This is a genomic window from Metapseudomonas otitidis (assembly GCF_011397855.1).
Lineage (GTDB): Bacteria > Pseudomonadota > Gammaproteobacteria > Pseudomonadales > Pseudomonadaceae > Metapseudomonas > Metapseudomonas otitidis.
On the sequence record NZ_AP022642.1, the window covers coordinates 4,008,797 to 4,032,847 of the forward strand.

Sequence of the window (24,051 nt, forward strand, 5' to 3'; positions counted from 1 at the left end):
TTGGACGCCCGATCCCCAGAGCCCGAAATGCACGACACCGAACTGCTCGACCTGCTCAACCACGATATCGACCACGCACAGCGCCTGCTTGAGCTGATCGATAACGAATTCAAGGCACTGACCGAACGTGACCTGCCGCAACTTGAGCAGATCCTTTCGGACAAGCAACCCCTGCTCGCCCTCCTCGACCAGCACGGCCGCCTTCGCGCCGACGCGTTGCAGGCGCTCGGACTGAGTGTCGATCGCGCCGGACTGGCCGCCCTGGCCGAACGCTCCCCGGTGGGTGCCGACCTGCTGGCACGCAGTGCAACGCTGAGCGATGTACTTGAACAGTGCCAGGCGGGCAACCTGCGCAACGGCCGCCTGATTCGCGCCAGCCAGACCAGTGTCGACAACACCCTGGCCATCCTCCGCGGCCAGGAAACCCCCAGCCTCTATGACAGCCGGGGGGGCGCCGCTAAAATCCCGCGACAGCGCCCGCTCAGCCAGGCCTGAAACAATAAGAAGCGCCAGGACATCGGGGCACATTGCCAGTATGCTGGCGCCCCGAGCCCCATGTGTTTGGAGAGACCTGGACCGTGTCCAACGCATTCAACGAAGATGATGGCCCACAACCCCCCAAGGTGTTGAAGGCACCTGTGGAGATCCAGGCCAATCTTCGCCTCCTGCTGCAAAGCCATGACCCCTTGGTCGTTACCTTCAATGAGCGCAGCCAGCGCTTCCAAAGCTTTCTGGTGGACGTCGACAAGGATCGCAAACGCATCGCCCTTGACGAGATGGTTCCCAACGACGGCGAACGATTCATTCGTGCGGGGGAGTACTTTCGCGTGGAAGGCTTCCATGATGGCGTCAGAATCGCCTGGGAATGCCGCCAGCCCGTCCAGGTAGGCGAGCATCAGGGAGCCCCCTGCTACTGGTGCCCCCTGCCGGAAGAAGTCACTTACCACCAACGCCGCAACGCCTTCCGCGCGCCTTTGCTGAAGGGGCAACCCGTCCCCATCGAGCTGGCCGGAGACCGACTGCCCGCTGGGATCAACGGCGAGATGCTGGATATTTCCGCCACCGGCTGCAAGTTGCGCTTCGCCGGTGACGCCACCCAACAGCTGCAGACAGGCCAGGTCTACGAGCGCTTCAGCGCTCGCCTGCCATTCGGCACCTTGCTCACCCCTGTTGAGCTACGCCACCTCAGCTACAACGACAAGCTGAACATCACCCTGGCGGGCGTTCGCTTCTACCGCATGAACGGCCCCGAGCAACGCCTCGTGGAGCGTTTCGTCTACCAGCTCCAACGCGAAGCCCGGCGCTTCGACAAGGACGACCTGTTCTAGTCGCCCCTCGCCCGAGCCTTCAGCTCGGGCGGGGCGCTTCCGGCTCTTCGGGAACTGGGGGCGGCGTGAAGGCCTCCCCAGTCATCTGTTCCTGCACCACCTGCTCATCCACGCGAGGATCAAGCGCGGCCACCAGCGGCGAGCTGACTTCCGGTGTTGCCACGTGCTGCAACGGAGCCTCGTCCACCCGGTGCAGGCCGGTGACCTTGTCCGGGCGCACACGCACCACCAGGATCAACGCGCAGACACTGACGAACGCATAGAACATGTTCGGCCCCAGCTGCTTCATCAACGCGCCGGTCAGCAGCGGGCCGATGCTCGCGCCTACCCCGAAGGTGATCAGCAACATCGCCGTCAGCGACACCCGGCGCTCCGCCTCGATGTGGTCATTGGAGAAGGCCACCGCCAGCGGGTAGAGCGTGAATTGCAGCATGCAGACCAGGAACCCCATGGGGAACAGCATCTCCATCGGCACGCTGGGCATCAGCGCCAGCGGCAGGGCCGCCAGCACCAGCAGCACCGACGCACTACGGATCAGCATGGCGCGGTCGTTACGGTCCGACAGCCAGCCCAAAGGCCATTGCACAAGCAAGCCCGCAAGGATGCAGCAGCCCATGAAGAGACCGACCTGCTCAGTGGTCAATCCCTGTCGCGTGGCGTAGAGGGGCGCCAGACCATAGAACGAACCCAGCATCAGGCCCGATACCAGCACCGTGGTCATCGACTGCGGCACCCGCCGTATGAAGAAGCGTGGTTCCAGCGGCGCCGGATGCAGAGGCGCCGGGTGGATCTTGCGGGTCACCGCCACCGGCACCAGGCACAGCGCAAAGCACATCGCCACCAGCATCAGCAGCTCCGGGCCAAGGCCGGGGTGCAGCACCAGCACCAGTTGACCCAGCACCAGGCCGAGGTAGGAGGCCACCATGTAGCCGGCGAACACCTTGCCGCGCTGGCCAGGCTCTGCCTGCTCCGTCAACCAGCTCTCGATCACCATGTACTGGCACATCATCCCCAGACCGACCAGCATCCGCAGGAACAGCCAGCCAGGCACCCAGCTCAGCAGGCCGTGCCCCAGCACGGCGGCCGTCACCAGCCCCGCGCAGGCGACATACGCACGGATGTGCCCGACCCGGGCGATCAGCCGGTGTCCCAGCTTGCCGCCGATGATGAGACCCAGGTAGTTGGCCGCCATCAGCGCACCGACCCACAGGCCATCGACCTTGTCCGCCGCCAGGCGCAGGCCGAGGTAGGTACTGAGCAGGCCGGAGCCGATCAGCATGAGCAACGTTGCGAAATACAGGGCCCGGAAGGACTTCAGGACTCGACCCATCGGCTTTCCATGCGCTCCTTGAGCAAGGGCGGGCCGCTTGAGTGCGGCCCGCGATGAGGGGTAATGCTAGGGCCTGGCAGAAAGGCCGTCGAACGTTGGAACTCTACATTGCCGAATCAGGCCTGGGCTGCCAGAACACGACGCTCCCAGGGTGTGATCTGATCGAAGAAGCTCGCAAGCTCCATCGTCTTGGTGGCGATGTAGCCTTCGATGAACTCCTCTCCGAACAGTTCCCGTGCCAGGTCGCTGCGCTTCAGACGCTCCAGGGCCGCATGCAAGGTACAGGGCAACGAAAGAGAATCCGCCACCTCGAACTCTCCCTGGATCGGCGGGCTCGGCTCGATCCCCTGCTCCAGTCCATGAAGCCCCGCCGCCAGGCTGGCGGCAATCGCCAGGTAGGGGTTGGTGTCCGCACCCGGCAAGCGATTCTCCACCCGCCGCGCAACGGGCGCACTGGCCGGGATACGCAGCCCGGCGGCACGGTTGTCGTGGGACCAGCACGCATTGTTCGGCGACGCGTAGGGGTGGCACAAGCGCTGGTAGGAGTTCACGTTGGGCGCGAACAGGGCGGTGAACTCCGCCATCGCCGCCTGCTGCCCCCCGATGAAGTGATAGAACGCCGGCGACGGATCGCCATTCGCCTCGGAAAAGATGTTCCGCCCATCCGCACTGGACACCACGCTCTGGTGGATGTGCATCGAGCTGCCCGGCGTATGCGCCAGCGGCTTAGCCATGCACACCACAGTCAACCCATGTTTCAGGGCGACCTCCTTCAGCAGGTGCTTAAACAGGAAGGTCTGGTCGGCCAGCAGCATCGCATCGCCATGCAGGAGATTGATCTCGAACTGGCTGACCCCCATCTCGTGCATGAAGGTGTCACGCGGCATCCCCAGCAGCGCCATGCAGCGGTAGACCTCTTCGAAGAAGGGACGCAGGCCGCTGTTGGAGCTCACGCTGAACGCCGAACAACCGTCCTCGCGGCGACCATCCAGCCCAACCGGTGGCTGGAACGGCTGGTGGGGATCGGGATTGGGCGCGAACACGAAGAACTCCAGCTCGGTGGCCACCACCGGCGACCAGCCGCGCTCGGCATAGCGATCCAGTACACGGCGCAGCAAGCCACGGGTGGACAGGCCCGACGCGCGGCCATCCAGCTCCTGGGCATCGCAGATCGCCAGGGCACGCGGGCTGTCACTCCAAGGCAGGCGATGGACCTGTCCAGGGTCGGGCACCAGGGCCAGGTCACCATCGTCACTGCCGTAGAAGCGTGCCGGCGGATAGCCGCCCATGATGCACTGCAGCAGCACGCCACGCGCCAGCTGCAGACGCCGCCCGGAGAGAAAGCCCTCGCCGGTCATCACCTTGCCCCGCATCACACCATTCAGGTCAGGCGTCACGCACTCGATCTCATCGACTCCAGCCAGGCGCTCTGCCAGCTCGGCCGGGATTCCCGTGTTCATGTTGTTTTCCTTGTAGACATGGACCGCTGCGAATAGCGGCGCGAACAAAATACTCATCACCTGTTCAATATTTCAAGCACATATGAAAACCCCCGCAGATGCGGGGGCTCGGTGATGCACGGAGGCTGCGGCGAGGTCAGCGCCAGTCCTTGAGCGCCTGGGTGGCTGCCTGGTTCATCGGCTGTGCCAGAAGCCCCGTAGGGGACAGGTTGACCGCGTAGACCGCCCCATCCGCCATCGGCAGGAAGGTGACGCGCTGCGCCTGGGCGTCGAACAGGAAGAGGTCATGCTGTCCCACCCGCAGCCAGCGCCACAGGTCGATGCCGTAAGGGCTGCTGGCCAGTGTCGCCTCGGGGTGTTGCGCCAGCTGCTGGTCCTCGATGGCGAGGAAACGCCCCGACAGCTTCTCCAGGCGGTAGCCGGACTGCAGGCCGATCAGGCGCGCCAACCCCTTCAGGTGCAGCAGCCGGGCATCCAGTTGCCACAGGTCGCCGTCCAGCAGCACGCTGCGCTCGCGACCGCCCTCCAGCAGCATCACCTCGTAGCGCTGGGGCCCGAGCGCCTTGAAGCTGAGCGTCACGATGGGCTTGCTGGCGTCCAGGTGGTCGTAGCGGGTCAGGTCCCAGGCAACCGTCCCAACCAGGGCGGCCAAGGCGACGAAGGCAAGGCCCACGGTGCCGCGTAGCCAGCCGAGGAACCAGCTGCGGTCGAAGAGGATGCGTGCGGCCACCACGACCGCGAGCAGGGCCAGCAGGGCAATGCCCCAGGCCAGGCCGTCATACTGCATGGAACCCTTTCCTTCTCCACAAAAGAGCCGGCATTATGCGCACCTCCCGACGCAGCGACCAGTTGCCGCGCTGCGCAGTCCGCCACAGATCGAGCATTTATGCCCTTCCCCATCGAACTCGCGGTTGATCCGGCCACTCTGCTGGTGCTCGCCGGCGTCGCGTTCCTGGCCGGTTTCATCGACGCCATCGCGGGCGGTGGCGGCCTGTTGACCATTCCGGCGCTGCTCACAGCCGGTCTGCCGCCACACCTGGTGCTGGGCACCAACAAGCTCTGCGCCACCTTCGGCTCCGCTACCGCCAGCTACACCTTCTACCGACGCAAGCTGTTCGAGCCGAGCCGCTGGAAGAATGCCCTGCTGGCCACTGCGGTGGGTGCCGCCCTTGGCGCGATCATCGCCCACTGGCTGCCGGCGCATTGGCTCAACCAGATGCTGCCGGCCGTGGTGTTCGGCTGTGGCCTGTACCTGTTGTTCGGTCGTACCCCCGACGTGCAGCACGCTGCCGACGCGGCCATTCCCCGTGGCCGGCAATGGCCCCAGGGGCTGGGCCTGGGCTTCTACGACGGTGTTGCCGGCCCCGGCACAGGGGCCTTCTGGACCGTGAGCAGCCTGCTGCTCTACCCACTCGACCTGGTGCGGGCCAGCGGCGTGGCGCGCACCATGAACTTCGTCAGCAACGGCGTGGCGCTGGCGGTGTTCATCATCGGCGGCCAGGTGGCGTGGGTATTGGGTATCTGCATGGGGCTGGCGCTGATGGCCGGCGCCTTCTTCGGCGCCCGCACCGCCATCAGCGGCGGGGCGAAGCTGATCCGCCCGGTGTTTATCTGCGTGGTACTGGCGCTGACTGCGCGGCTAGCCTGGCAGCACTGGTTCTGACAAGCCCAGGCGGCGCGCCACGTAGAGGTCGATGAGGTAGCGGGCAATGGACTTGCTGGCCGGCAGTGGCGGCAGCGCATGGATGGAGAACCAGCGCGCATCCTCGATTTCGCCCGGTTGAGGGACGATCTCACCGGAGCGGTATTCGGCGTGGTAGCCCAGCATCAACGAGTGCGGGAACGGCCAGTTCTGGCTGGCAATGTAGCGAGGCTCGCCGATCTCGACCCCAACCTCCTCGCGCACTTCGCGGGCCACGCACTCCTCCACCGTCTCGCCAGGTTCGACGAAGCCCGCCAGCGTGCTGTAGACGCCGCTGACAAAGCGCGGCGAGCGCGCCAGCAGCAACTCATCACCACGGGTCACCAACACGATCATGCTGGGGGACAGGCGCGGGTAGTGGTGCACACCGCAGCTTTCGCAGTGCATCGCTCGCTCGCTGGCCACCTGGACCATGCGTGCGCCGCAGCTGCCACAGAAGCGGTGGTGGTCGGCCCAGGTCCCGATCTGGGTGGCAAAACCCAGCATGCGGAAGGTCTCGGCATCACCTTGCATCATCAGTTGGCGCAGGCCGACCCAGGCTGCGCCGGGTACGTCGGCGGGGCGCGCCAGTTCGAGGAGAAAGACTTCGTCATCACCGAAGTGACCGATGCCATGCTCGGCGAGGATGGGCAGGTCCTGGCGCTTCAGCCAGTCACGAGGGAACAGCACACCATTGCCGTCCGCCAGGAAAGACTGACGGCAGTGCGCCAGCGCCCAGCCACCCGGCCGGGCCGCATCCAGGAAGCTCGAACGCCAGCGCGGATCGGCCATCTCAGGCCGCCACCTGCAGGCCCAGGGCCCGCACGCTGTCAGCAGCCAGGTCGAGCACATCGGGCTGGGCATCCGGGCGCAGCACCGCACCGCCTTCGAGGTAGTACTCGAGGCTGGTCAGGGCGTCGGCCAGGGTCTCCAGCATCTGCTCGGAGGGCATCTGCGCGGCCTCCAGCATCTGCTTCTGGATGAACTCACCACAAGCGCCCACCAGGTTGCCGGCACGCTCCTGCCCGAGGAACCACAGGCCGCCGCGCACGGCCTGCAAGGTGCTGGGCACGTTGGCCAGGTGCAGCTTGTCGCCGTTGGACTCGAGGTAAGCAGTGATGGCGCGCTTGGCCATCGCCAGACCGCCCTGGGCCTCGTCGATGACCACGATGCGCGCCTCGGTCAGTTGGTGCTGGGCGAAGGACTCCGCCTCGGTCATCACCGGGGTGGCCGCCTGGCGGGTATCACGGCGCTCGCCGCGTTCCAGGTCCGCCACCATGCTCTCGACATACAACACGGCGTCGGCGAGCCGGTTGAGCAACTCCGGCGATACCGCTTCGCCTTCGGCCCAGCTGCCAACGGCAGGCAGCTGCGCATGCAGCGCATTGGCGGCGGAGGTCAGGCCAACCATGCCGAGGGTCTTGGCCAGCTTGCCCAGCAGGGCGTGCAGGCTGCCGAGGCTTTCGGACTGGGCGGTGCCGCGCTCGATCAGGTCGAGCACGTCCTTCACGCTGGCCAGCTCCTCGCGGATCGCCGAGGACAGCGAGCGCATGACGGCCTGGCCGGGGCCGGCCAGGCGCTGGTATTCCTCTTCCAGCAGGTGGTCGGTGAACGGCATCGCCGTCATCCCGAACACGCTGCGGACCTCGGTGGCACGCGGGCCCTGGCTATCCGCCAGGGCCACCAGGTAGAGCAGCTCCTTCTGCAGGCTGCGCGGCGCTTCGTAGTGCTCGTTGGCCAGCAGCTGCTTGAGTTCACGGTCGATGCGGGCGAACAGCTGCTTGCGCGACTTACGCGCGATCAACTGCCCGTCCACCATCGCCTCCAGCGCCGCAGCGCCGATCCAGCACAGGCGCGCACGCGGGTCGATGGCATAGAGGCTGTCCAGGCGCGCCAATGCACGGCCCATGAGCTTCAGGCTGGGCTGGGGGCTCTGCTCGCGGATGAAGCCCAGCAGGCCCACCTGGTACATCTGCCGCAAACGCCGCGCCATCAGGTACTGGGCGCTGACCTCAGGCAGGCTGGAGGCGGACGGCACGCGAGCCTGGTCCAGGCGCACGCTGAAGAAGAAGCTCTCCGGCAGCGGCTGTTGCCCGGCGGACTGGCGCAACTCGTTGATCGCCGGCAGCAGCAGCTCGGGCATTTCCTGCCGGTGGGCATCGACGTTTTCCAGGTAGCGGCGCAGCACGTAGAGCGCATTGCTCAGGGCGGCCAACTGGTTGTCACGCTCCTCCCCCACGCCGGCCGGGATGTCGGTGGCCTGCTGGAGGATCTCCTGCGCCAGCAGCTCGGCGCCGGTCAGTTCGATGAGGTTGAGGGTGCCGCGCACCTGCTGCAGGCTTTCAACCGCCTGTTGCAGCAGGCTGCCGTTGTGGCGGTCGACAATGAACTGTTCGAGGCTCTGTTCGGCCTGCTCGATCGTGGCGAACAGCTCGTCGCGCACCAGGCTGAGGGAAGTGGCTCCGGTGACCATGGGTCTAGCGCGCCTCCCGCGCGAAATACTGGTACGGCATCAGTCGGCGAATTCCGGTTTCTGTTTGTTCATGTGGGCGGCCATGGCCACACGCAGGTCGTTGGACTGGAGCATGGCGGCGTTCCAGGTGGCGATGTACTCAAGGCCATCGTCCACGCGGTGGTCACGCATGTAGCGGATCATTTCCTTGGTGCCGCGGATCGCCACCGGCGACTTGGCGGCGATGTCCCGCGCCAGGGCGAAGACGCCTTCCATAAGTGCGTCGCGGTCGGCGTAGGTGCGATTGACCAGGCCGATGCTGCGCGCTTCCTCACCGTCTAGGGTGCGGCCGGTGTAGGCCAGTTCGCGCATCATGCCGTCACCGATGATGTGCGGCAGGCGCTGCAGGGTACCGACGTCAGCAGCCATGCCGATGTCGATCTCCTTGATGGAGAACTGGGCATCGACGGTGGAATAGCGCATGTCGCAGGCGGACACCAGGTCGATCGCCCCGCCCAGGCAATAGCCCTGGATCGCAGCGATCACCGGCTTGCTGCAGAGGTCGACGGCATTGAAGGAGGCTTGCAGCTCGAGGATCTTGCGCCGCAGCACCAGGGCATTGCGGCCCACGTCCTTGCCCAGCTGGGCGCCGACGGATGCCAGCAGCATCAGGTCGATGCCGGAGGAGAAGTGCTTGCCGGCACCACTGAGGATTACGGCCCGGACCTCGTCCGTTTCATCGATCCAGCGGAAGATCTCGACGATCTCGGCCCAGAAATCGGCGTTCATCGCGTTGATCTTCTCGGGGCGGTTGATCTCCACGTGGGCGATCTTGTCCGTCAGCTCAACGCGAAAGGCTTTGTAGTCGGGCACGAAAATTATCCTCGCCAGTTCTGCTGCTGGGCTATGAAAAGTGCGGAATTCCAAACCCGGCAACTATAACAAGCGGCCACCGAAAGTCGAAGACGACCACTGTGATGCAGGCCACGCCATCGGCCTTCAACCGCTCGCCCGCGCGTCTTCCACGCGGTTTCGCCACTGCCGCCAGCTGTACAGCGGAATCCCCGCCATCAACACCAGGAAGCCCCAGAAGATCGCCTGCTCGCCGGTGCCGTACAGCGCCCAGATGGCGTACACGAACCCCAGCGAGCCGAGGAGCAGCGCCCAGCCCCGCTCACGTTCGGTGAACGCCTCGGGCTTGACTGCCAGCCACTGCAGCAGCGCGGCGGTGCAGAAGGCGTAGGGCACGACGCCGGTCATGGTGCCGAGCAGGATGATCACGTTGAACACATCCACCAGCTCGCCCTGGCCATCGACGAACACCAGGGCGGTCACCAGCACCGCCGAGACCAGCAGCCCATTGGCCGGCGCGCCCCAGCGGTTGGTTTGTCCGAGCGAATGGGGCAGCAGCCCGTCGCGAGCGGTGGCCATGGGGATCTGCCCCTGCAACAGCACCCAGCCATTGAGCGCCCCCAGGCAGGCGATCACCGCCCCGGCCGCGACCAGGTGGTAGCCCCACTCCCCTACCAGCACCCGCGCCGCATCGGCGAACGGCGCGCTGGAGCGCGCCAGCTCCTCAGGCGGCAACACGCCCTGCACGGCGGTGATGGAGAGGATGTACACGGCCGCCGCTACCAGGGTGCCGAACACCGTGGCACGGGGAATGGTGCGGCGCGGGTCGCGCACGTCGTCCGCCGGAACGGTGGCCGACTCCAGGCCGATGAAGGACCACAGCGTCAGCGCCGCCGTGGTGGCAATGGCCTTGGCGTAGCCGCCGGTTCCCGGCGGCAGCTCCTCGGGTGCGGGGATGCGCAGGTACTCGGGGTGGAACGAGAACCAGCCGAGAATGCCCACCAGGAGCAGCGGGATCAGCTTCAGCGCGGTGAGGATGTTCTGCGCCACGCCGAAGGCGCCGATGCCCCGCAGGTTGATCAGGGTGCACAACCAGATGGCACCGATGGCCACCAGCACAGTGAGCACCGGGTCGCGCAAGGACGGGAAGAACACCTGCAGGTAGCCCACCAACGTCACGGCGATGGCCGCGTTGCCGATCCAGGCCGCCTTCCAGTAGGTCCAGGCGCAGAGGTAGCCGGCGAACGGACCGAAGCCATCACGGGTGTAGGCGTAGGGGCCGCCCGCCCCGGGCGCGAGGCGCGCCAGCCGGGCGAAGGTGAGCGCGAGGATGACCGCGCCGGTGCTGGAGATCAGCCAGCCGAACAGGCTGAGCCCGCCATAGGCCGCCAGGCTGGAGGGCAGCAGGAAAACGCCCGACCCGATCATGTTCCCCACCACCAGGGCGGTGCAGGTCCAGAACCCCATGCCACCGCCCCGGCGCACCGCCGCTCGCTCGTCGCTCATCGCGCCCCCAGGCCGAGTCACTCCTTGATGCAATCAACGGTATAGCAGCGGCCCTGCGGGGTGTCCTGCTGCTGCAGGCCGTGCACATCGGAGTCGAAACCGGGGAAGGACTCGTCGAATGTCCGGGCGAAGGCCAGGTAATCGATGATCGAGCGGGTCTCTTCGGTGAAGCGCTCCCCCGGCATGATCAGCGGGATGCCCGGCGGATAAGGCACCAGCATCACCGCCGCGATGCGCCCTTGCAGCGCATCCAGCGGCACCGCCTCCACGTCGCCGCGCACCAGCTTGTCGTAGGCGTCCGCCGGTTTCATGGCGGCCACCGGCAGGGTGGTGTACATGCGCCGCATCGCCCGCGCGGTGCCGTTGTCGCGGTAGCAGCCGTGGAGTTCATCGCACAGGTCACGCAGGCCGAGCCCTTGGTAGCGGGCACCGCCGGCACGGGCGATGGACGGCAAGGCGGTGATCAGCGGCGCGTTGGCGTCGTAGAGCCGTTTGAACTCCAGCAACTCGGTGAGCAACGTGCTCCACTTGCCCTTGGTAATGCCCATGGAGAACAGCACCAGGAAGGAATACAGGCCGGTCTTCTCCACCACCAGCCCGCGCTCCCAGAGGAACTTGCCGACCACCGCCGCCGGAATGCCGCGTTCGCCCAAACGCCCGTCGGCAGTCAGGCCCGGCATCACCAGGGTGACCTTGATCGGGTCGAGCAGCACGTAGTCGTCGGCTACCTCGCCGAAGCCGTGCCAATCGGCCTGGGGCTGCAACAGCCAATCGGGGGTGCTGACCTGGTCGCGCCCTTCCACCTTCGGTGGCTGCCAGATGCTGAACCACCAGTCGTCCTCGGCCAGGTTCTGCCCGACGTTGGCCAAGGCACGGCGGAAGCTCAGGGCCTCGTCGAAGGTTTCCTGGATCAGCGAGCGCCCGGCGGGGCCTTCCATCATGGCGGAGGCCACGTCCAGCGAGGCGATGATCCCGTACTGGGGCGAGGTGGAGATGTGCATCATGAACGCCTCGTTGAAGCGATCACGGTCCAGCTGGCGGGTCTCGCCGTCCTGCACGTGGATCATCGAGGCCTGGCTGAAGGCCGCCAGCAGCTTGTGGGTGGAGTGGGTGGTGAACACCAGCGGGCCGCCCGCCCCTCGCGCGGTGCCCATGCCGTAGCGGCCGGCGTAGAACTCGTGGAAGGCCGCGTAGGCGTACCAGGCCTCGTCGAAGTGCAGCACCTCGACGCTGTCGCCCAGGGTCTGCTTGATCAGCTCGGCGTTGTAGCAGAGCCCGTCGTAGGTGGAGTTGGTCACCACCGCCAGGCGCACCTTCGGCTCGCGTCCGCGGGCCAGCGGGCTGGCGTCGATCTTCGCCTGGATCGATTCGCGGCTGAATTCGCTCAGGGGGATCGGGCCGATGATGCCCAGCTCGTTGCGCTCCGGCATCAGGTACAGCGGGATGGCGCCGGTCATGATGATCGAGTGGAGGATCGACTTGTGGCAGTTGCGGTCCACCAGTACCAGGTCATCGCGGCCGACCATGGAGTGCCAGACGATCTTATTGGCGGTGGAGGTGCCGTTGATGACGAAGAAGGTGTGGTCCGCGCCGAAGTTCCGCGCCGCCCGCGCCTCTGCCTCGGCCAGCGGCCCGGTGTGATCCAGCAGCGAGCCCAGTTCGGGCACCGACACCGAGAGGTCGGAACGCAGGGTGTTCTCGCCGAAGAACTGGTGGAAGGCCTGCCCCACCGGGCTCTTGCGGTAGGCCACGCCACCGCCGTGGCCGGGCGTATGCCAGGAATAGTTGGACTGCGCGGTGTGCTCCACCAGCGCGCGGAAGAACGGCGGCAGCAACCCCTCCAGGTAGGTGCGCGCAGCCCGCGCCACCTGGCGCGCGAGGAACGGCACGGTGTCTTCGAACAGGTACAGCAAGCCGCGCAGCTGGTTGAGGTCGGCCATCGCCTCAGCGGGGGCGTTCTCGATGGTGACCTGTTCACCCAGGGCGAAGATCGGCAATTGCGGCGCTCGCACCCGGGCGACGCGGATCAGTTCGACCACGTCATGCAGCAGGCGCTGGTTCTCCCCGGCGCCCTCCGCGGCCACCAAGATGCAGGCCAGCCCATGGTGGGTGGAGGCGACGATGCGCCCCTCGGCGGAACTGGCGGTGGAGAGGATGACGAAACCGTCCCGCTCCAGTTCGTGGGCGATGCCGCGCACGCGCTCCCCCGCGACGGTATCGGCCTTGATATCGCGGTGGACGATGAGGATGGGGAACTTCAGGTCTTTGTACATGAGGACGTCCCGGTACGGCGGGTCCATCCCGCCCAGGACGCCAGGGTAGAAGCTCGCCGGGAGTCGCGTAACCCCCGGCGCTAGCACCTGTAAGAAAAGGTCGCGCCGGTGAAATCGGCGCGGGTCACGCCTCGGGCGTGGCCGGTGCTTCCAGCTTGGCCCACAGGGCCGGGCCGCCGGAGGCCTTCTCGATCACTGCCAGCCGCTCCAGGTGGGCCGCCAGTTCCGCTTCGCTGGCCCGCAGCACGCGGCCGGGCACACGGCCCTGGATGCGGCGGATGGGAGAGGCCTGGGGCCGGCCACCCTCGTCACCGCCCTCGCCCGCCAGGGACAGGTTGGTCTGGCCGCCGGTCATCGCCAGGTAGACGTCGGCGAGGATCTCGGCGTCGAGCAGTGCGCCGTGGAGGTCACGGCCGGAGTTGTCGACGTCGTAGCGCTTGCACAGGGCGTCGAGGTTGTTGCGCTGACCCGGATGGCGCTCGCGCGCCATCATCAGGGTGTCGATCACGCCGCAATGCTCGGCGATGTCGGAACGGTCGCTCTGCCCCAGCAGGGCGAACTCGTTGTTGATGAAGCCGATGTCGAACGCCGCGTTGTGGATGATCAGCTCGGCGCCCTTGATGAATTCGAAGAATTCGTCGGCGACGTCCTTGAAGCGCGGCTTGCCCACCAGGAACTCGTTGGTGATGCCGTGGACGGCGATGGCGCCTTCGTCCACTTCGCGGTCGGGCTGCAGGTATTGGTGGAAGTGGCGACCGGTGAGGCGGCGCCCTTCAAGCTCGACGCAACCGATCTCGATGATGCGGTGGCCATCGGTCACCGGCATGCCGGTGGTTTCGGTATCCAGTACTACGTAACGCATGTTCGATGCCCGTGAGATGGAGGGTCTGGATCAGGAGGCGGTATTGCGATGGCGCATTCTAACGGGGGCCCAGCTCGCTGACACCCCGGTTCGCCAACTGGTCGGCGCGCTCGTTGCCCGGATGGCCGGTGTGCCCACGCACCCACTGCCATTCCACCTGGTGGCGGCTGACCTGCTCGTCCAGCAACTGCCACAGGTCGGCGTTCTTCACCGGTTGCTTGGCGGCGGTCTTCCAGCCGCGCTTCTTCCAGTTGGGGAGCCACTCCTGAATGCCACGCATCACGTATTCGGAGTCGGTGACCAGACGCACCTGGCACGGCCGCTTGAGCGCTACCAGGCCGGCAATCGCGGCCATCAGCTCCATGCGGTTGTTGGTGGTGTCGTGTTCGCCCCCCCAGAGCTCCTTCTCGGCGCCCTTGTAGACGAGCAATACGCCCCAGCCACCGGGACCGGGGTTACCCTTGCAGGCCCCGTCGGTGTACATCTCGACCCGTTCTGTCACTTATGCCTCGTGTTTCGAATCGCGCCGGCTGACCTTCGCCACCGGCATGGGAATCAGCTTGCCCATGGGCTCGCGTCGACTCTGGCGCAACGGGCGCAGGCCGACCACCAGCTTGCGCGCCACCAGCAGATAGAAGCCGGCACCGAACCACTGCCCGGCGCCGCCCCAGCGCTCCAGCCAGGCCAGGCGCGATTGCCAGGCCGGTGAAGCGAGCGGCGGACGATAGCACCCGAAGCGGCGTTTCTCCAGCGCGAAACCCAGCAGGTTGAGCCAGTCGGCGACCCGGCTCGGCGCGATGCAGCGGGCCTTGCCCAGGGCGTCCCCGGCGAAGTAATGACGCACGCCCCAGGCGCTCCAGGGGTTGACCCCGACGATCAGCAGGTGACCGCCAGGGCGCACACTGCGCGCAGCCTCACGCAGCAGGCCATGGGGCGAGAGGCTGAAATCCAGCCCATGCTGCAGCACCACGACATCGGCGGCATGTTCGGAGAGGGGCCAGGCGTTCTCGTCGCAGGCGATCTCCACCCCCGGCAACGGTGCGCCGAGATGTACGCTGCGCTGGATCTGCCGCGCACCCGGCGGCAGTTCGGCACGGGGGCCGTAGTGAACCAGGTAGCCGCCGAAATAACGCCCCAGTTCGTCCTCGAGCAGGCGCTGCTCCTCGAACAGCATCAGCCCACCCAGCGGGCCGGAGAACCAGGTGCGGGCGTCCTCGATCAACTCGAGCCAGGCGGGATCGGCCTGGGCGATGGGTGGCCTGTTCACAGAAACCTCCTGGTGATGGACACGGGGCCGCCGATCCGGGCAGCACGACGGGCACTGCCCACACCGGCTCGACGCCCCGGGGCACGGCCCCTAAGATGCGCTTTTGCTGACAGACAGGCGAGCGGCCCATGATACAGATCGACCCCATCCGTGCCTTCTCCGACAACTATATCTGGCTGTTGCAGGATGCGACCGAACGACGCTGTGCGGTGGTCGACCCCGGTGACGCCGCCCCCGTGCTGGCCTGGCTGGAGGCACACCCCGGCTGGACCCTCAGCGACATCCTGATCACCCACCACCACGGCGACCACGTGGGTGGGGTGGCCGAGCTGAAGGCTCGCACCGGTGCCACGGTGTACGGGCCGGCCCACGAGACCATCCCGGCGCGGGACCGGGCGCTGGAAGACGGCGAGCGCATCGAGGTGCTCGGCCTGATGTTCGAGGTGTTCCACGTCCCCGGCCACACCCTGGGCCATATCGCCTACTTCCACGACGATGCCACCGCACCGGTGCTGTTCAGCGGCGACACCCTGTTCGCCGCCGGTTGCGGTCGCCTCTTCGAGGGCACCGCCGAGCAGATGCACACGGCCCTGTCTCGCCTCGCCGCCCTCCCCGCCCCGACCCGCGTCTACTGCACCCACGAATACACCCTCGGCAACCTGCGCTTCGCCTGCGCCGTCGAGCCGGGCAACCCGGCGATCGAACAACGCTTCGAGGCGGTAAGCCGCCTGCGCGAGGAAGACGGCGTCAGCCTGCCCTCCAGCATTGCGCTGGAGCGCGAGACCAATCCGTTCCTGCGAGTCGGGGAAGCCTCGGTGATCGCCGCAGCCGACAAACGGAGCGGCAGCCGCCACACCGCCCCGGCAGCGGTGTTCGCCACCCTGAGGAGCTGGAAGGACACGTTCTGAAACGCCCTTCAGGTCACATTCGAGCTGGTGAAAACTTGACCACCCCCGGGTCGGTTCCTAGAATCGCCCGACCTTTTTTCCCGGAAAAGCCCAGCGACCAATGCCGTCTACGCCGCCGAAAACCCTTGATCTAGACGCATTGGCAAGAGCCGTAAGGGCTGTATTGCTGGTCTCCGCCGCCGCCCTCACCGGCTGCCAGAGCATGGGTCATCGCCCCGAGGACGACAGCCAGGAGAAGGCGCTGGCCGCCAAGCTGCACCAGCAGACTCAGTGGCAGGAAGAGGTGCAGGTCGAGCAGGAACCGCAGGACATCTGGGAGCGCATGCGCAAAGGCTTCGCCCTGCAGGACGAGATCGGCGTCAACCCGCGAATCGAACAGCAACGCCTCTGGTTCGTCAGCAACTCGTCCTTCGTCGAGAAGGCCTCGCAACGCAGCAACCCCTATATCCACTACATCGTCGAGCGCCTCGAAGAACGTGAGATGCCGCTGGAGTTGGCGCTGCTGCCGGTCATCGAGAGCGCCTACAACCCCTTCGCCTACTCCCGTGCGGACGCGGTGGGCCTGTGGCAGTTCATTCCCTCCACCGGTCGTCACTTCAACCTGCGCCAGACCAACTGGTACGACGGCCGTCGCGACATCACCGCCTCGACCAACGCCGCCCTCGATTACCTCGGACGCCTGCACGAGATGTTCAACGGCGACTGGCTGCTGGCCCTGGCCGCCTACAACGCTGGCGAAGGCACGGTGAGCCGCGCCATCGAGCGCAACCAGAAAGTGGGCCTGCCCACTGACTACTGGAACCTGCCGCTGCCCCAGGAAACCCGCGACTACGTGCCCAAGCTGCTGGCCCTGTCGCAAGTGGTCCTGGCACCCGACGCCTACGGCATCGCCCTGAGCCCCGTGGCCAACGAGCCCTATTTCGAGGTGGTGGAACTCAAGCAGCGCATGGACCTGTCCCGTGTGGCGGCGATGGCCGATCTGGACGCGGACGAGCTCTACCAGCTCAACCCGGCCTTCAAGCGCCGCATCACCATGGACGGCCCGCAACAATTGCTGGTACCGACCCAAAAGGCCGAGCAACTGGTGGCCAGCCTGTCCAGCCTCGCCCCCCAGGACCTGGTGGAGTGGCAGGAGTACCGGGTGCGCAACGGCGACAACCTGCAGGCCATCGCCAACCGCTACCAGGTGAGCGTCGCCAGCATCAAGGAAATCAATGGCCTCTCCGGGAACCGCCTGCGGGTGGGCCAGAGCCTCAGCATCCCCGTGGAAGCCGGCCGCGCCCCGACCCAGCCGGTGTTCCAGAACCTGGCCCGCAACGAGCCGGCCGCCAAGGCGCGTACCTACAAGGTCCGCAACGGCGACAACCTCTGGCAGATCGCCAAGCAGACCGGCGTCGATGTGAATGACCTCAAGCGCTGGAACCGCCTGAACGGTACCCACCTGAAGGTCGGCCAGACCCTCGCCCTGCAGGGCGCCAGCAGCACCCGCACTACAACCCGTACCGTGGCGATGGCCGACAAGGCCGGCCGCGACGCGGTGACCTACTACAAGGTGAAGGAAGGGGATTCGCTGTATGTCATCGCCAAGCGCTTCAACGTGGAGATGAAGCATATCCAGCGCTGGAATCCCCGCAGCGGCCACGCGCTCAAGCCGGGCCAGACCCTGACCCTCTACCTCCCCTGAGGCTTGCCGATCGCCGCCAGGCATCGCCCGGACAACTGGGCGAAGCGCTGGAAGGCGACGAACTGCTCGTGCTTCAGCGCACGCCCCGAGGGCCGGCAATCGGCGTAGATCACCCCGATCGGGCGTGCCCCCGCGAACAACGGGGCAATGAAGAACATTCCCTGGCCGAACCAGCGGCGCATGGGCTGGGTCATCAGGTCGTTCAGGGTGCACGTGGCAGGAATGCCCATCCAAAGCGGCTCGCGGCTGCGCAACACATAGCTGAACAGGTGGGGCTGCTCCGGCTGCTCGACCGGTAGCTCGAAGCCCTGTTGCCAGTCCGCCGTCCCCTCGCCGGCCACCCGCTTGACGCGGAAGCAGGTCTGGCGGTCAGCCAGCACCGCCACCATCACACGCTCCAACCCCACGCCAAGGTGCAGGCCGCGCGTCAGCGTGTCGAGAATCAGGCCGACATCCGCCTGGCGGGACACCATCATGCCCAGGTCTTGCAGGGCCTGTTGCATCAGCAGCAGGTCGGGCTGGAGCTGGCGTGCCTTGCGCTGGGCCTGCTGCACCAGCAGTTGCTCGGGGTCGGTGGGCGGGATGAGCGCGCACAGGCGGCTGGCACCGAAGGTCGCCGCCACCTTCACCGACTCGTCGGCACTGGCCAGCACCTGCTGCATCGCCTCCTCGGGGGACACACCGATGAACTGCGCCATCTGCTGGACCAGCGTCGCCATCTGCGGCGAGTCCCAGCCCTCCAGCGCTGCCTCGCTGACCTGCACCCCAAGCGTCACGGCCCTGACGGCCGGATCGGCCTGGGCACCGCCACCGCGGGCCAGCGCCGCCACCTCGCCCAGGTTCCAGCTCTTGATCAGCCCGGTGGTGAGGTGGCGGAAGCTGGTACCCAGCACCTCGCGCACCGTCTGCTCCTCATCCGCACCGGGTTGAGCAAGGGCCTGGGCCAGTTCGTCGGCCTGGTCTCCGGCGCAGCCCCAGAACGCAAGCTCCCCAAGGCGATAGAGCAGCGCGGCGATGAACACCTCTTCCTGGTCACGGCTGATCACGTAGCCAGCGATATTGCGCGCCTGCACGGCGGCATGGAAGGAGCGCGCCAGCAGCTCCTGCAACTGCTCACGAGGAGCACGGGTCAACAGGCCGTCGATCAGGCTGAGGGACAGGCCGATGAGGCGAACGTTCTCGAATCCCACTAGCACGATGGCGCGGGAGATCGTACGAATCGGCTCCTGGGAAGGGTTGTAGTAGGCGCTGTTACCGACCCGAAGGACCTTGGAGGTCAGCGCGGCATCGCGCAACAGCACGTCGGCCAGTTGCTGGACGGACGCGTGATCGCGCTGGGCGAGGCTGTGGAGGTCGAACACGACCGCCGCGAGAGCAGGCAGATCCGCCTGAGTGAGCCTGTCGATCCATGACTGCAAACCATGGCTGCGTAAACCCAAGATGAGGAACCCCCGCACGTTTTGGAAAAGTGTAGTCAAAGTGCTGGCCAGCCCCACTCGGGACGGACCTTTTTCCAGTGGATACAAGCTGTTACTGTACCGGCCAGAACGCCCGTCCTGCAGCCCTTTCGGTGATGCGAGACGGCTGATACCGCCCGAGGTTTTCATGCCCCGCACGGCTCACGGCACGCCCCCTTCCCAGCGCACCACGGACCGGATTCCCACCTGATGCGTCACCTCATACTCCTGCTGATCGGCCTGTTCGCCAGCGCCGCCGCGAGCGCGACAATCAGCGAGAGCCATGGCTATGCCCAGTTCGGCGGCCTCAAATACCCCGCCAATTTCAGCCATTTCGACTGGGTGAACGCCGACGCCCCCAAGGGCGGAACCCTGCGGCTGATGGCATTCGGCACCTTCGACACCCTCAACCCCTACACCTTCAAGGGCACCAGCCCGGTGGCCACGCCGAACTTCCTGCAGTACGGCATCTCCGAGCTGAACGAGCCGCTGATGGTCGGCACCGGCATCTATGACCCTTCGGGGGACGAGCCCGCCTCCAGCTATGGCCTGATCGCCTCCAGCGTCGAGTACAGCGAGGACCGCAGCTGGGTGGTCTTCAACCTGCGCCCGGAAGCACGCTTTCACGACGGCAAGCCGATCACGGCCTACGACGTGGCCTTCTCCTACCGCACGCTGGTCGGCAGCGGCCACCCCCAGTACCGCACCAGCCTGCAAGAGGTGGAGCGGGTCGACATCCTCAACCGCCACCGCATCCGCTTCGTCCTCAAGCGCGCTGGCAACCCGCTGCTGATCCTGCGCCTCGGCGAGCTGCCGGTACTGCCGCAGCACTACTGGAAGGATCGTGATTTCAAGGCCACCACCTTCGAGCCCCCGCTGGGCAGCGGCCCCTATCGCATCATCCAGGTCCGCCCCGGACGCGGGCTGGTGTTCGAACGGGTCAAGGACTGGTGGGGCAAGGACCTGCCGGTGAACCGGGGCAAGTACAACTTCGACCGGGTCGAAGTGGAGTTCTACCGCGACGCCAACGTCGCCTTCGAAGCCTTCAAGGCCGGCGAGTTCGACTTCTACATCGAGCACCAGGCGAAGAACTGGGCCAACAGCTACCGCTTCCCGGCCGTGGCCCGAGGCGATGTGATCCGCGCCGAGATTCCGCACCAGATCCCCACCCAGACCCAGGCCCTGTTCATGAACACCCGCCACAAGGTGTTCCAGGACCGCCGCGTGCGCGAGGCCATGGGGCTGATGTTCGACTTCGAATGGACCAACCGCGCCCTGTTCAACAACGCCTACCTGCGGGCCGCCAGCTACTACCCCAACAGCGAATTCACCGCCACCGGCAAGCCCGAGGGACAGGAATGGCTGCTGCTCTCGCCGTATCGGGGGCAGCTGCCGGCCCAATTGTTCACCGAGCCGTTCAAGGTGCCGACAACCGACGGGCGCGGCATCCCGCGTGAAACCCTGCGCCGGGCGCTGGGTCTACTGGGCGATGCCGGCTGGAAGCTCTCCGGCCAGCGCCTGTTGAACACACGCGGCGAGCCGCTGCGCTTCGAGATCCTGCTGGTCAACCCCAACCTCGAGCGCATCCTCCAGCCCTACGCCGAGAACCTGGCGGGCATCGGCATCGACGTCACCCTGCGAACCGTCGACCGCGCCCAGTACAAGCAGCGCCTGGACCACTTCGACTACGACATGATCCTCATGACCCTGCCCCAGAGCCTCAGCCCCGGACTGGAACAGTCGCTGTACTTCCATTCCAGCCAGGTCGGCGTGAAGGGCAGCAAGAACTACGCCGGCGTCGCCGATCCGGTGGTGGACGCCCTGCTGGAGCGCCTGCTGGGCGCCCGCACCCGCGACGAGCAGGTGGCCGCCGGCCGCGCACTGGACCGCACGCTGCTGTGGCAGCACTACAGCATTCCCAACTGGTACCTCAACTACCATCGCCTGGCGTACCGCAACCGGTTCGCCTTCGTCACCACGCCGCCCTACACCCTGGGCCTGCGTGCGTGGTGGCAGAAGCCCACGGAGAACACCCGATGAGCACGAACCCCCTGCGCACCTGGTGCCTGGCCGGCTGCGGCGCCCTGCTGCTCGGCCTCGCCGGCCTGGCCCAGTGCGAACCTCGGCACGCCATCACGCTGTATGACGAAGCCCCCAAGTACCCGGCGGGCTTCAAGCACTTCGAGTGGGTCAACCCGGACGCCCCCAAGGGCGGCACCCTGCGCCTGGCCAGCTACGGTGGCTTCGACAGCCTCAACGACTTCATCCCCAAGGGCACGTCGGCCAGCCAGTTGGGCCTGATCTACGACTCCCTGACCTTCCACTCCCCGGACGAGCCGTTCACCGAGTACGGCCTGCTGGCGGAGAAGATCGAGAAAGCGCCGGACAACAGCTTCGTGCGCTTCTATCTCAACCCCAAGGCCCGCTTCAACGACGGCACTCCGGTGACCAGCGAGGACGTGGTCTTCACCTTCCAGACCCTGCTGCAGCACGGCGACCCGATGTACCGCCACTACTATTCCGACGTAGACAAGGTGGTGGCCGAAGACGCCCAGCGCGTGCGTTTCGACTTCAAGCACCCGGGCAACCGCGAGCTGCCGCTGATCCTCGGGCAGATCCAGGTCCTGCCCAAGCACTGGTGGAGCACCCGCGACTTCGCCAAAGCCTCCCTGGAGCCGCCCCTGGGCAGTGGCCCCTACCGCATCGCCCAGGTGGAAGCCGGGCGCTCGATCCGTTTCGAACGGGTCAAGGACTGGTGGGGCAAGGACCTGCCGATGGTCCGTGGCTACTACAACTTCGACGCCATCAGCGTCGACTACTACCGCGACATGTCCGTCGCCCTGGAAGCCTTCAAGGCCGGTCAGTTCGACTTCAACCTGGAGTACTCCGCCAAGGACTGGGCCACCGGCTACGACTGCCCGGCCTTGCGCAAGGGGCACATCACCCAGACGGCCATCCCCAACCACAACCCGGTGGGCATGCAGGCCTTCGCCTTCAACATCCGCCGGCCGGTGTTCCAGGACCGCCGCGTGCGCGAGGCCATCGCCTCGCTGTTCGACTTCGAGTGGACCAACCGCCAGCTGTTCTTCGGCGCCTACAAGCGCACCCGCAGCTATTTCGAGAACTCCGAGATGGCCTCCAGCGGCCTGCCGACCGAAGCCGAGCTGAAGATCCTCGAACCCTTGCGCGGCAAGATCCCCGACGAGGTCTTCACCCAGCCCTTCCAGCTACCGGTCAGCGACGGCAGCGGCATCATCCGCGACCAGAAGCGCCACGCCTACAAGCTGCTCACCGAGGCCGGCTACCGCATCGAGAACGACCGCATGGTGGGGCCGGACGGCAAGCCGCTGAGCTTCGAGATCATGATTGCCCAGGCCAACCTGGAGCGGGTGATCCTGCCGTTCAAGCGCAACCTGGCCGAGCTGGGCATCGAACTGGTGATCCGCCGTGTCGATGTCTCCCAGTACATGACCCGCCTGCGCTCGCGGGACTACGACATGATTCCCGCCACCTGGGGCCAGTCGAACTCGCCGGGCAACGAACAGATGGAGTTCTGGCACTCCCGCAGCGCCGAGAGCCCGGGCAGTCGCAACTTCATCGGCCTGCGCGATCCGGCCGTGGACACCCTGGTGGAAGGCCTGATCCGCGCCGACTCCCGGCAGAGCCTGATCGACCATGCGCGGGCGCTGGACCGCGTCCTGCTGTGGGGGCACTACGCCATTCCCAACTATTACGTCGACACCTGGCGCGTCGCCTACTGGGACCAGCTCCAGCGCCCCGCCGCAACGCCGCAGTACGATCTAGGCCTGTTCACCTGGTGGCAGGAGCCCGGTGCCACGCCCGCTGCTGAGGCTACGGACACGCCCGAGGCCCCGGCCACCGAACCGCAACAGGACGCCCGCTGATGCTCGCCTACATCCTGCGGCGCCTGCTGCTGATCATCCCCACCCTGTTCGGCATCCTGCTGATCAACTTCATCATCATCCAGGCCGCCCCCGGCGGACCGGTGGAGCAGATGATCGCCAAGCTGGAAGGCTTCGACGCGGCCTCCGGTGGCGCCACCGGGCGCATCTCCGGAGGCGGCGGCGAGGTCTCCGTGGCCGGCTCCAACTACCGCGGCGCCCAGGGCCTGGACCCGGAGCTGATCAAGGAAATCGAGAAGATGTACGGCTTCGACAAGCCGGCACCGGAACGTTTCTGGCTGATGGTGAAGAACTACCTGCATTTCGATTTCGGCAACAGCTTCTTCCGTGATGCCAAGGTGACCGACCTGATCCTGGAGAAGATGCCGGTGTCCATCTCCCTCGGGCTCTGGAGCACCCTGATCATGTACCTGGTCTCGGTACCCCTGGGCATTGCCAAGGCTGTGCGGCACGGCAGCGTGTTCGACGTCTGGACCAGCACCGCGATCATCGTCGGCTACGCGATTCCCGCCTTCCTGTTCGCCATCCTGCTGATCGTGCTGTTCGCCGGCGGCAGCTACTACGACTGGTTCCCGTTGCGCGGGCTGACCTCCAACCACTTCGACGAACTGAGCCTGGGCGGCAAGGTGCTCGACTACTTCTGGCACCTGGCCCTGCCGGTGACGGCGCTGGTGATCGGCAACTTCGCCACCCTCACCTTCCTCACCAAGAACAGCTTCCTCGACGAGATCAACAAGCAGTACGTGATCACCGCGCGCGCCAAGGGCCTCTCGGAGAACCGCGTGCTGTACGGCCATGTGTTCCGCAACGCCATGCTGCTGATCATCGCCGGCTTCCCGGCGGCCTTCATCGGCATGTTCTTCACCGGCTCGCTGCTGATCGAGGTGATCTTCTCCCTCGACGGTCTGGGCCTGCTGAGCTTCGAGTCGGCGGTCAACCGCGACTACCCGGTGGTGTTCGGCACGCTGTTCATCTTCACGTTGCTGGGCCTCCTGGTGAAGCTCATCGGCGACGTCACCTACACCCTGGTCGATCCGCGCATCGACTTCGAAAGCCGGGAGGGCTGAC

Annotated in this window: 20 protein-coding genes; 8 read left to right on the top strand and 12 right to left on the bottom strand. The window is 66.3% G+C overall.

Annotated elements, in window-relative coordinates; genetic code table 11:
• Positions 1–27 precede the first annotated feature (27 nt).
• A complete protein-coding gene (locus tag PotMrB4_RS18415; RefSeq protein ID WP_044408259.1) occupies positions 28–495 on the top strand; it encodes a flagella synthesis protein FlgN in 468 nt (155 codons plus the stop codon).
• A gap of 83 nt (positions 496–578) precedes the next feature.
• Positions 579–1,328 carry a flagellar brake protein gene (locus PotMrB4_RS18420; RefSeq protein WP_172434158.1) on the top strand — a complete coding sequence of 250 codons (750 nt, stop codon included), beginning with the start codon at positions 579–581 and terminating at the stop codon, positions 1,326–1,328.
• Positions 1,329–1,347: 19 nt separating this feature from the next.
• Here PotMrB4_RS18420 and PotMrB4_RS18425 read toward each other — a convergent pair whose 3' ends face one another.
• The 3 genes from PotMrB4_RS18425 to PotMrB4_RS18435 form a co-directional block, all read right to left on the bottom strand.
• On the bottom strand, positions 1,348–2,658 hold the full coding sequence (locus PotMrB4_RS18425; RefSeq protein WP_107329977.1) for an MFS transporter: 1,311 nt from the start codon (positions 2,656–2,658) through the stop codon (positions 1,348–1,350).
• Positions 2,659–2,774: 116 nt separating this feature from the next.
• A complete protein-coding gene (locus PotMrB4_RS18430; protein ID WP_142016188.1) occupies positions 2,775–4,118 on the bottom strand; it encodes a glutamine synthetase family protein in 1,344 nt (447 codons plus the stop codon).
• 136 nt (positions 4,119–4,254) lie between these two features.
• Positions 4,255–4,905, bottom strand: coding sequence for a hypothetical protein (locus tag PotMrB4_RS18435; protein WP_074968185.1), 651 nt, complete (start codon positions 4,903–4,905; stop codon positions 4,255–4,257).
• A 99-nt stretch (positions 4,906–5,004) separates the two neighbouring features.
• Between PotMrB4_RS18435 and PotMrB4_RS18440 the strand changes: the two genes are divergently transcribed.
• Positions 5,005–5,781, top strand: a complete 777-nt coding sequence (locus PotMrB4_RS18440; protein WP_044408273.1) for a TSUP family transporter — start codon at positions 5,005–5,007, stop codon at positions 5,779–5,781.
• On the opposite strand, the gene nudC is transcribed toward PotMrB4_RS18440, so the two are convergent.
• The 8 genes from nudC to PotMrB4_RS18480 all read right to left on the bottom strand — a co-directional run bounded on the left by nudC (position 5,758) and on the right by PotMrB4_RS18480 (position 15,011).
• Positions 5,758–6,591: an NAD(+) diphosphatase gene (nudC, locus tag PotMrB4_RS18445; protein WP_142007942.1), complete on the bottom strand. Its 834-nt coding sequence runs from the start codon at positions 6,589–6,591 to the stop codon at positions 5,758–5,760. The two genes, PotMrB4_RS18440 and nudC, sit on opposite strands and share 24 nt — an antisense overlap.
• A 1-nt stretch (position 6,592) precedes the next feature.
• Entirely contained in the window at positions 6,593–8,272 is a 1,680-nt protein-coding gene (locus PotMrB4_RS18450) for a ferrous iron transporter B (protein WP_172434159.1), read from the bottom strand.
• 39 nt (positions 8,273–8,311) lie between these two features.
• A complete protein-coding gene (locus tag PotMrB4_RS18455; protein WP_172434160.1) occupies positions 8,312–9,124 on the bottom strand; it encodes a crotonase/enoyl-CoA hydratase family protein in 813 nt (270 codons plus the stop codon).
• A 126-nt stretch (positions 9,125–9,250) separates the two neighbouring features.
• On the bottom strand, positions 9,251–10,609 hold the full coding sequence (locus tag PotMrB4_RS18460; protein ID WP_172434161.1) for an amino acid permease: 1,359 nt from the start codon (positions 10,607–10,609) through the stop codon (positions 9,251–9,253).
• A 17-nt stretch (positions 10,610–10,626) separates the two neighbouring features.
• Positions 10,627–12,882, bottom strand: a complete 2,256-nt coding sequence (locus PotMrB4_RS18465; RefSeq protein WP_172434162.1) for an arginine/lysine/ornithine decarboxylase — start codon at positions 12,880–12,882, stop codon at positions 10,627–10,629.
• Between the two features lie 124 nt (positions 12,883–13,006).
• Entirely contained in the window at positions 13,007–13,744 is a 738-nt protein-coding gene (dnaQ, locus tag PotMrB4_RS18470; protein ID WP_074968197.1) for a DNA polymerase III subunit epsilon, read from the bottom strand.
• A gap of 58 nt (positions 13,745–13,802) precedes the next feature.
• On the bottom strand, positions 13,803–14,228 hold the full coding sequence (rnhA, locus tag PotMrB4_RS18475; protein WP_069560315.1) for a ribonuclease HI: 426 nt from the start codon (positions 14,226–14,228) through the stop codon (positions 13,803–13,805).
• Positions 14,229–14,246: 18 nt separating this feature from the next.
• Entirely contained in the window at positions 14,247–15,011 is a 765-nt protein-coding gene (locus PotMrB4_RS18480; protein WP_044408297.1) for a class I SAM-dependent methyltransferase, read from the bottom strand.
• A 128-nt stretch (positions 15,012–15,139) separates the two neighbouring features.
• Here PotMrB4_RS18480 and gloB point away from each other — a divergent pair, with 128 nt between their 5' ends.
• Together gloB and PotMrB4_RS18490 are read left to right on the top strand one after the other, a co-directional pair.
• The gene (gene gloB / locus PotMrB4_RS18485) at positions 15,140–15,919 is read left to right on the top strand and encodes a hydroxyacylglutathione hydrolase (protein ID WP_172434163.1); all 780 of its coding nucleotides are present in this window, start codon (positions 15,140–15,142) and stop codon (positions 15,917–15,919) included.
• Positions 15,920–16,019: 100 nt separating this feature from the next.
• Positions 16,020–17,603 carry a LysM peptidoglycan-binding domain-containing protein gene (locus PotMrB4_RS18490; protein WP_074968201.1) on the top strand — a complete coding sequence of 528 codons (1,584 nt, stop codon included), beginning with the start codon at positions 16,020–16,022 and terminating at the stop codon, positions 17,601–17,603.
• Here PotMrB4_RS18490 and PotMrB4_RS18495 read toward each other — a convergent pair.
• Positions 17,591–19,042 carry an HDOD domain-containing protein gene (locus PotMrB4_RS18495; RefSeq protein ID WP_172434164.1) on the bottom strand — a complete coding sequence of 484 codons (1,452 nt, stop codon included), beginning with the start codon at positions 19,040–19,042 and terminating at the stop codon, positions 17,591–17,593. The genes PotMrB4_RS18490 and PotMrB4_RS18495 overlap by 13 nt on opposite strands.
• Before the next feature lie 228 nt (positions 19,043–19,270).
• Here PotMrB4_RS18495 and PotMrB4_RS18500 point away from each other — a divergent pair, with 228 nt between their 5' ends.
• From PotMrB4_RS18500 to PotMrB4_RS18510, 3 genes are read left to right on the top strand one after another with little or no spacing between them, the layout of a single operon-like run.
• Complete coding sequence (locus PotMrB4_RS18500; protein WP_172434165.1) at positions 19,271–21,100, top strand: extracellular solute-binding protein; 1,830 nt, start codon at positions 19,271–19,273, stop codon at positions 21,098–21,100.
• Complete coding sequence (locus PotMrB4_RS18505; protein WP_172434166.1) at positions 21,097–22,965, top strand: extracellular solute-binding protein; 1,869 nt, start codon at positions 21,097–21,099, stop codon at positions 22,963–22,965. The genes PotMrB4_RS18500 and PotMrB4_RS18505 overlap by 4 nt, the downstream gene beginning before the upstream one ends.
• A complete protein-coding gene (locus tag PotMrB4_RS18510) occupies positions 22,965–24,050 on the top strand; it encodes a microcin C ABC transporter permease YejB (protein WP_044408312.1) in 1,086 nt (361 codons plus the stop codon). Before PotMrB4_RS18505 ends, PotMrB4_RS18510 begins: the two co-directional genes overlap by 1 nt.
• Position 24,051: the final 1 nt, after the last annotated feature.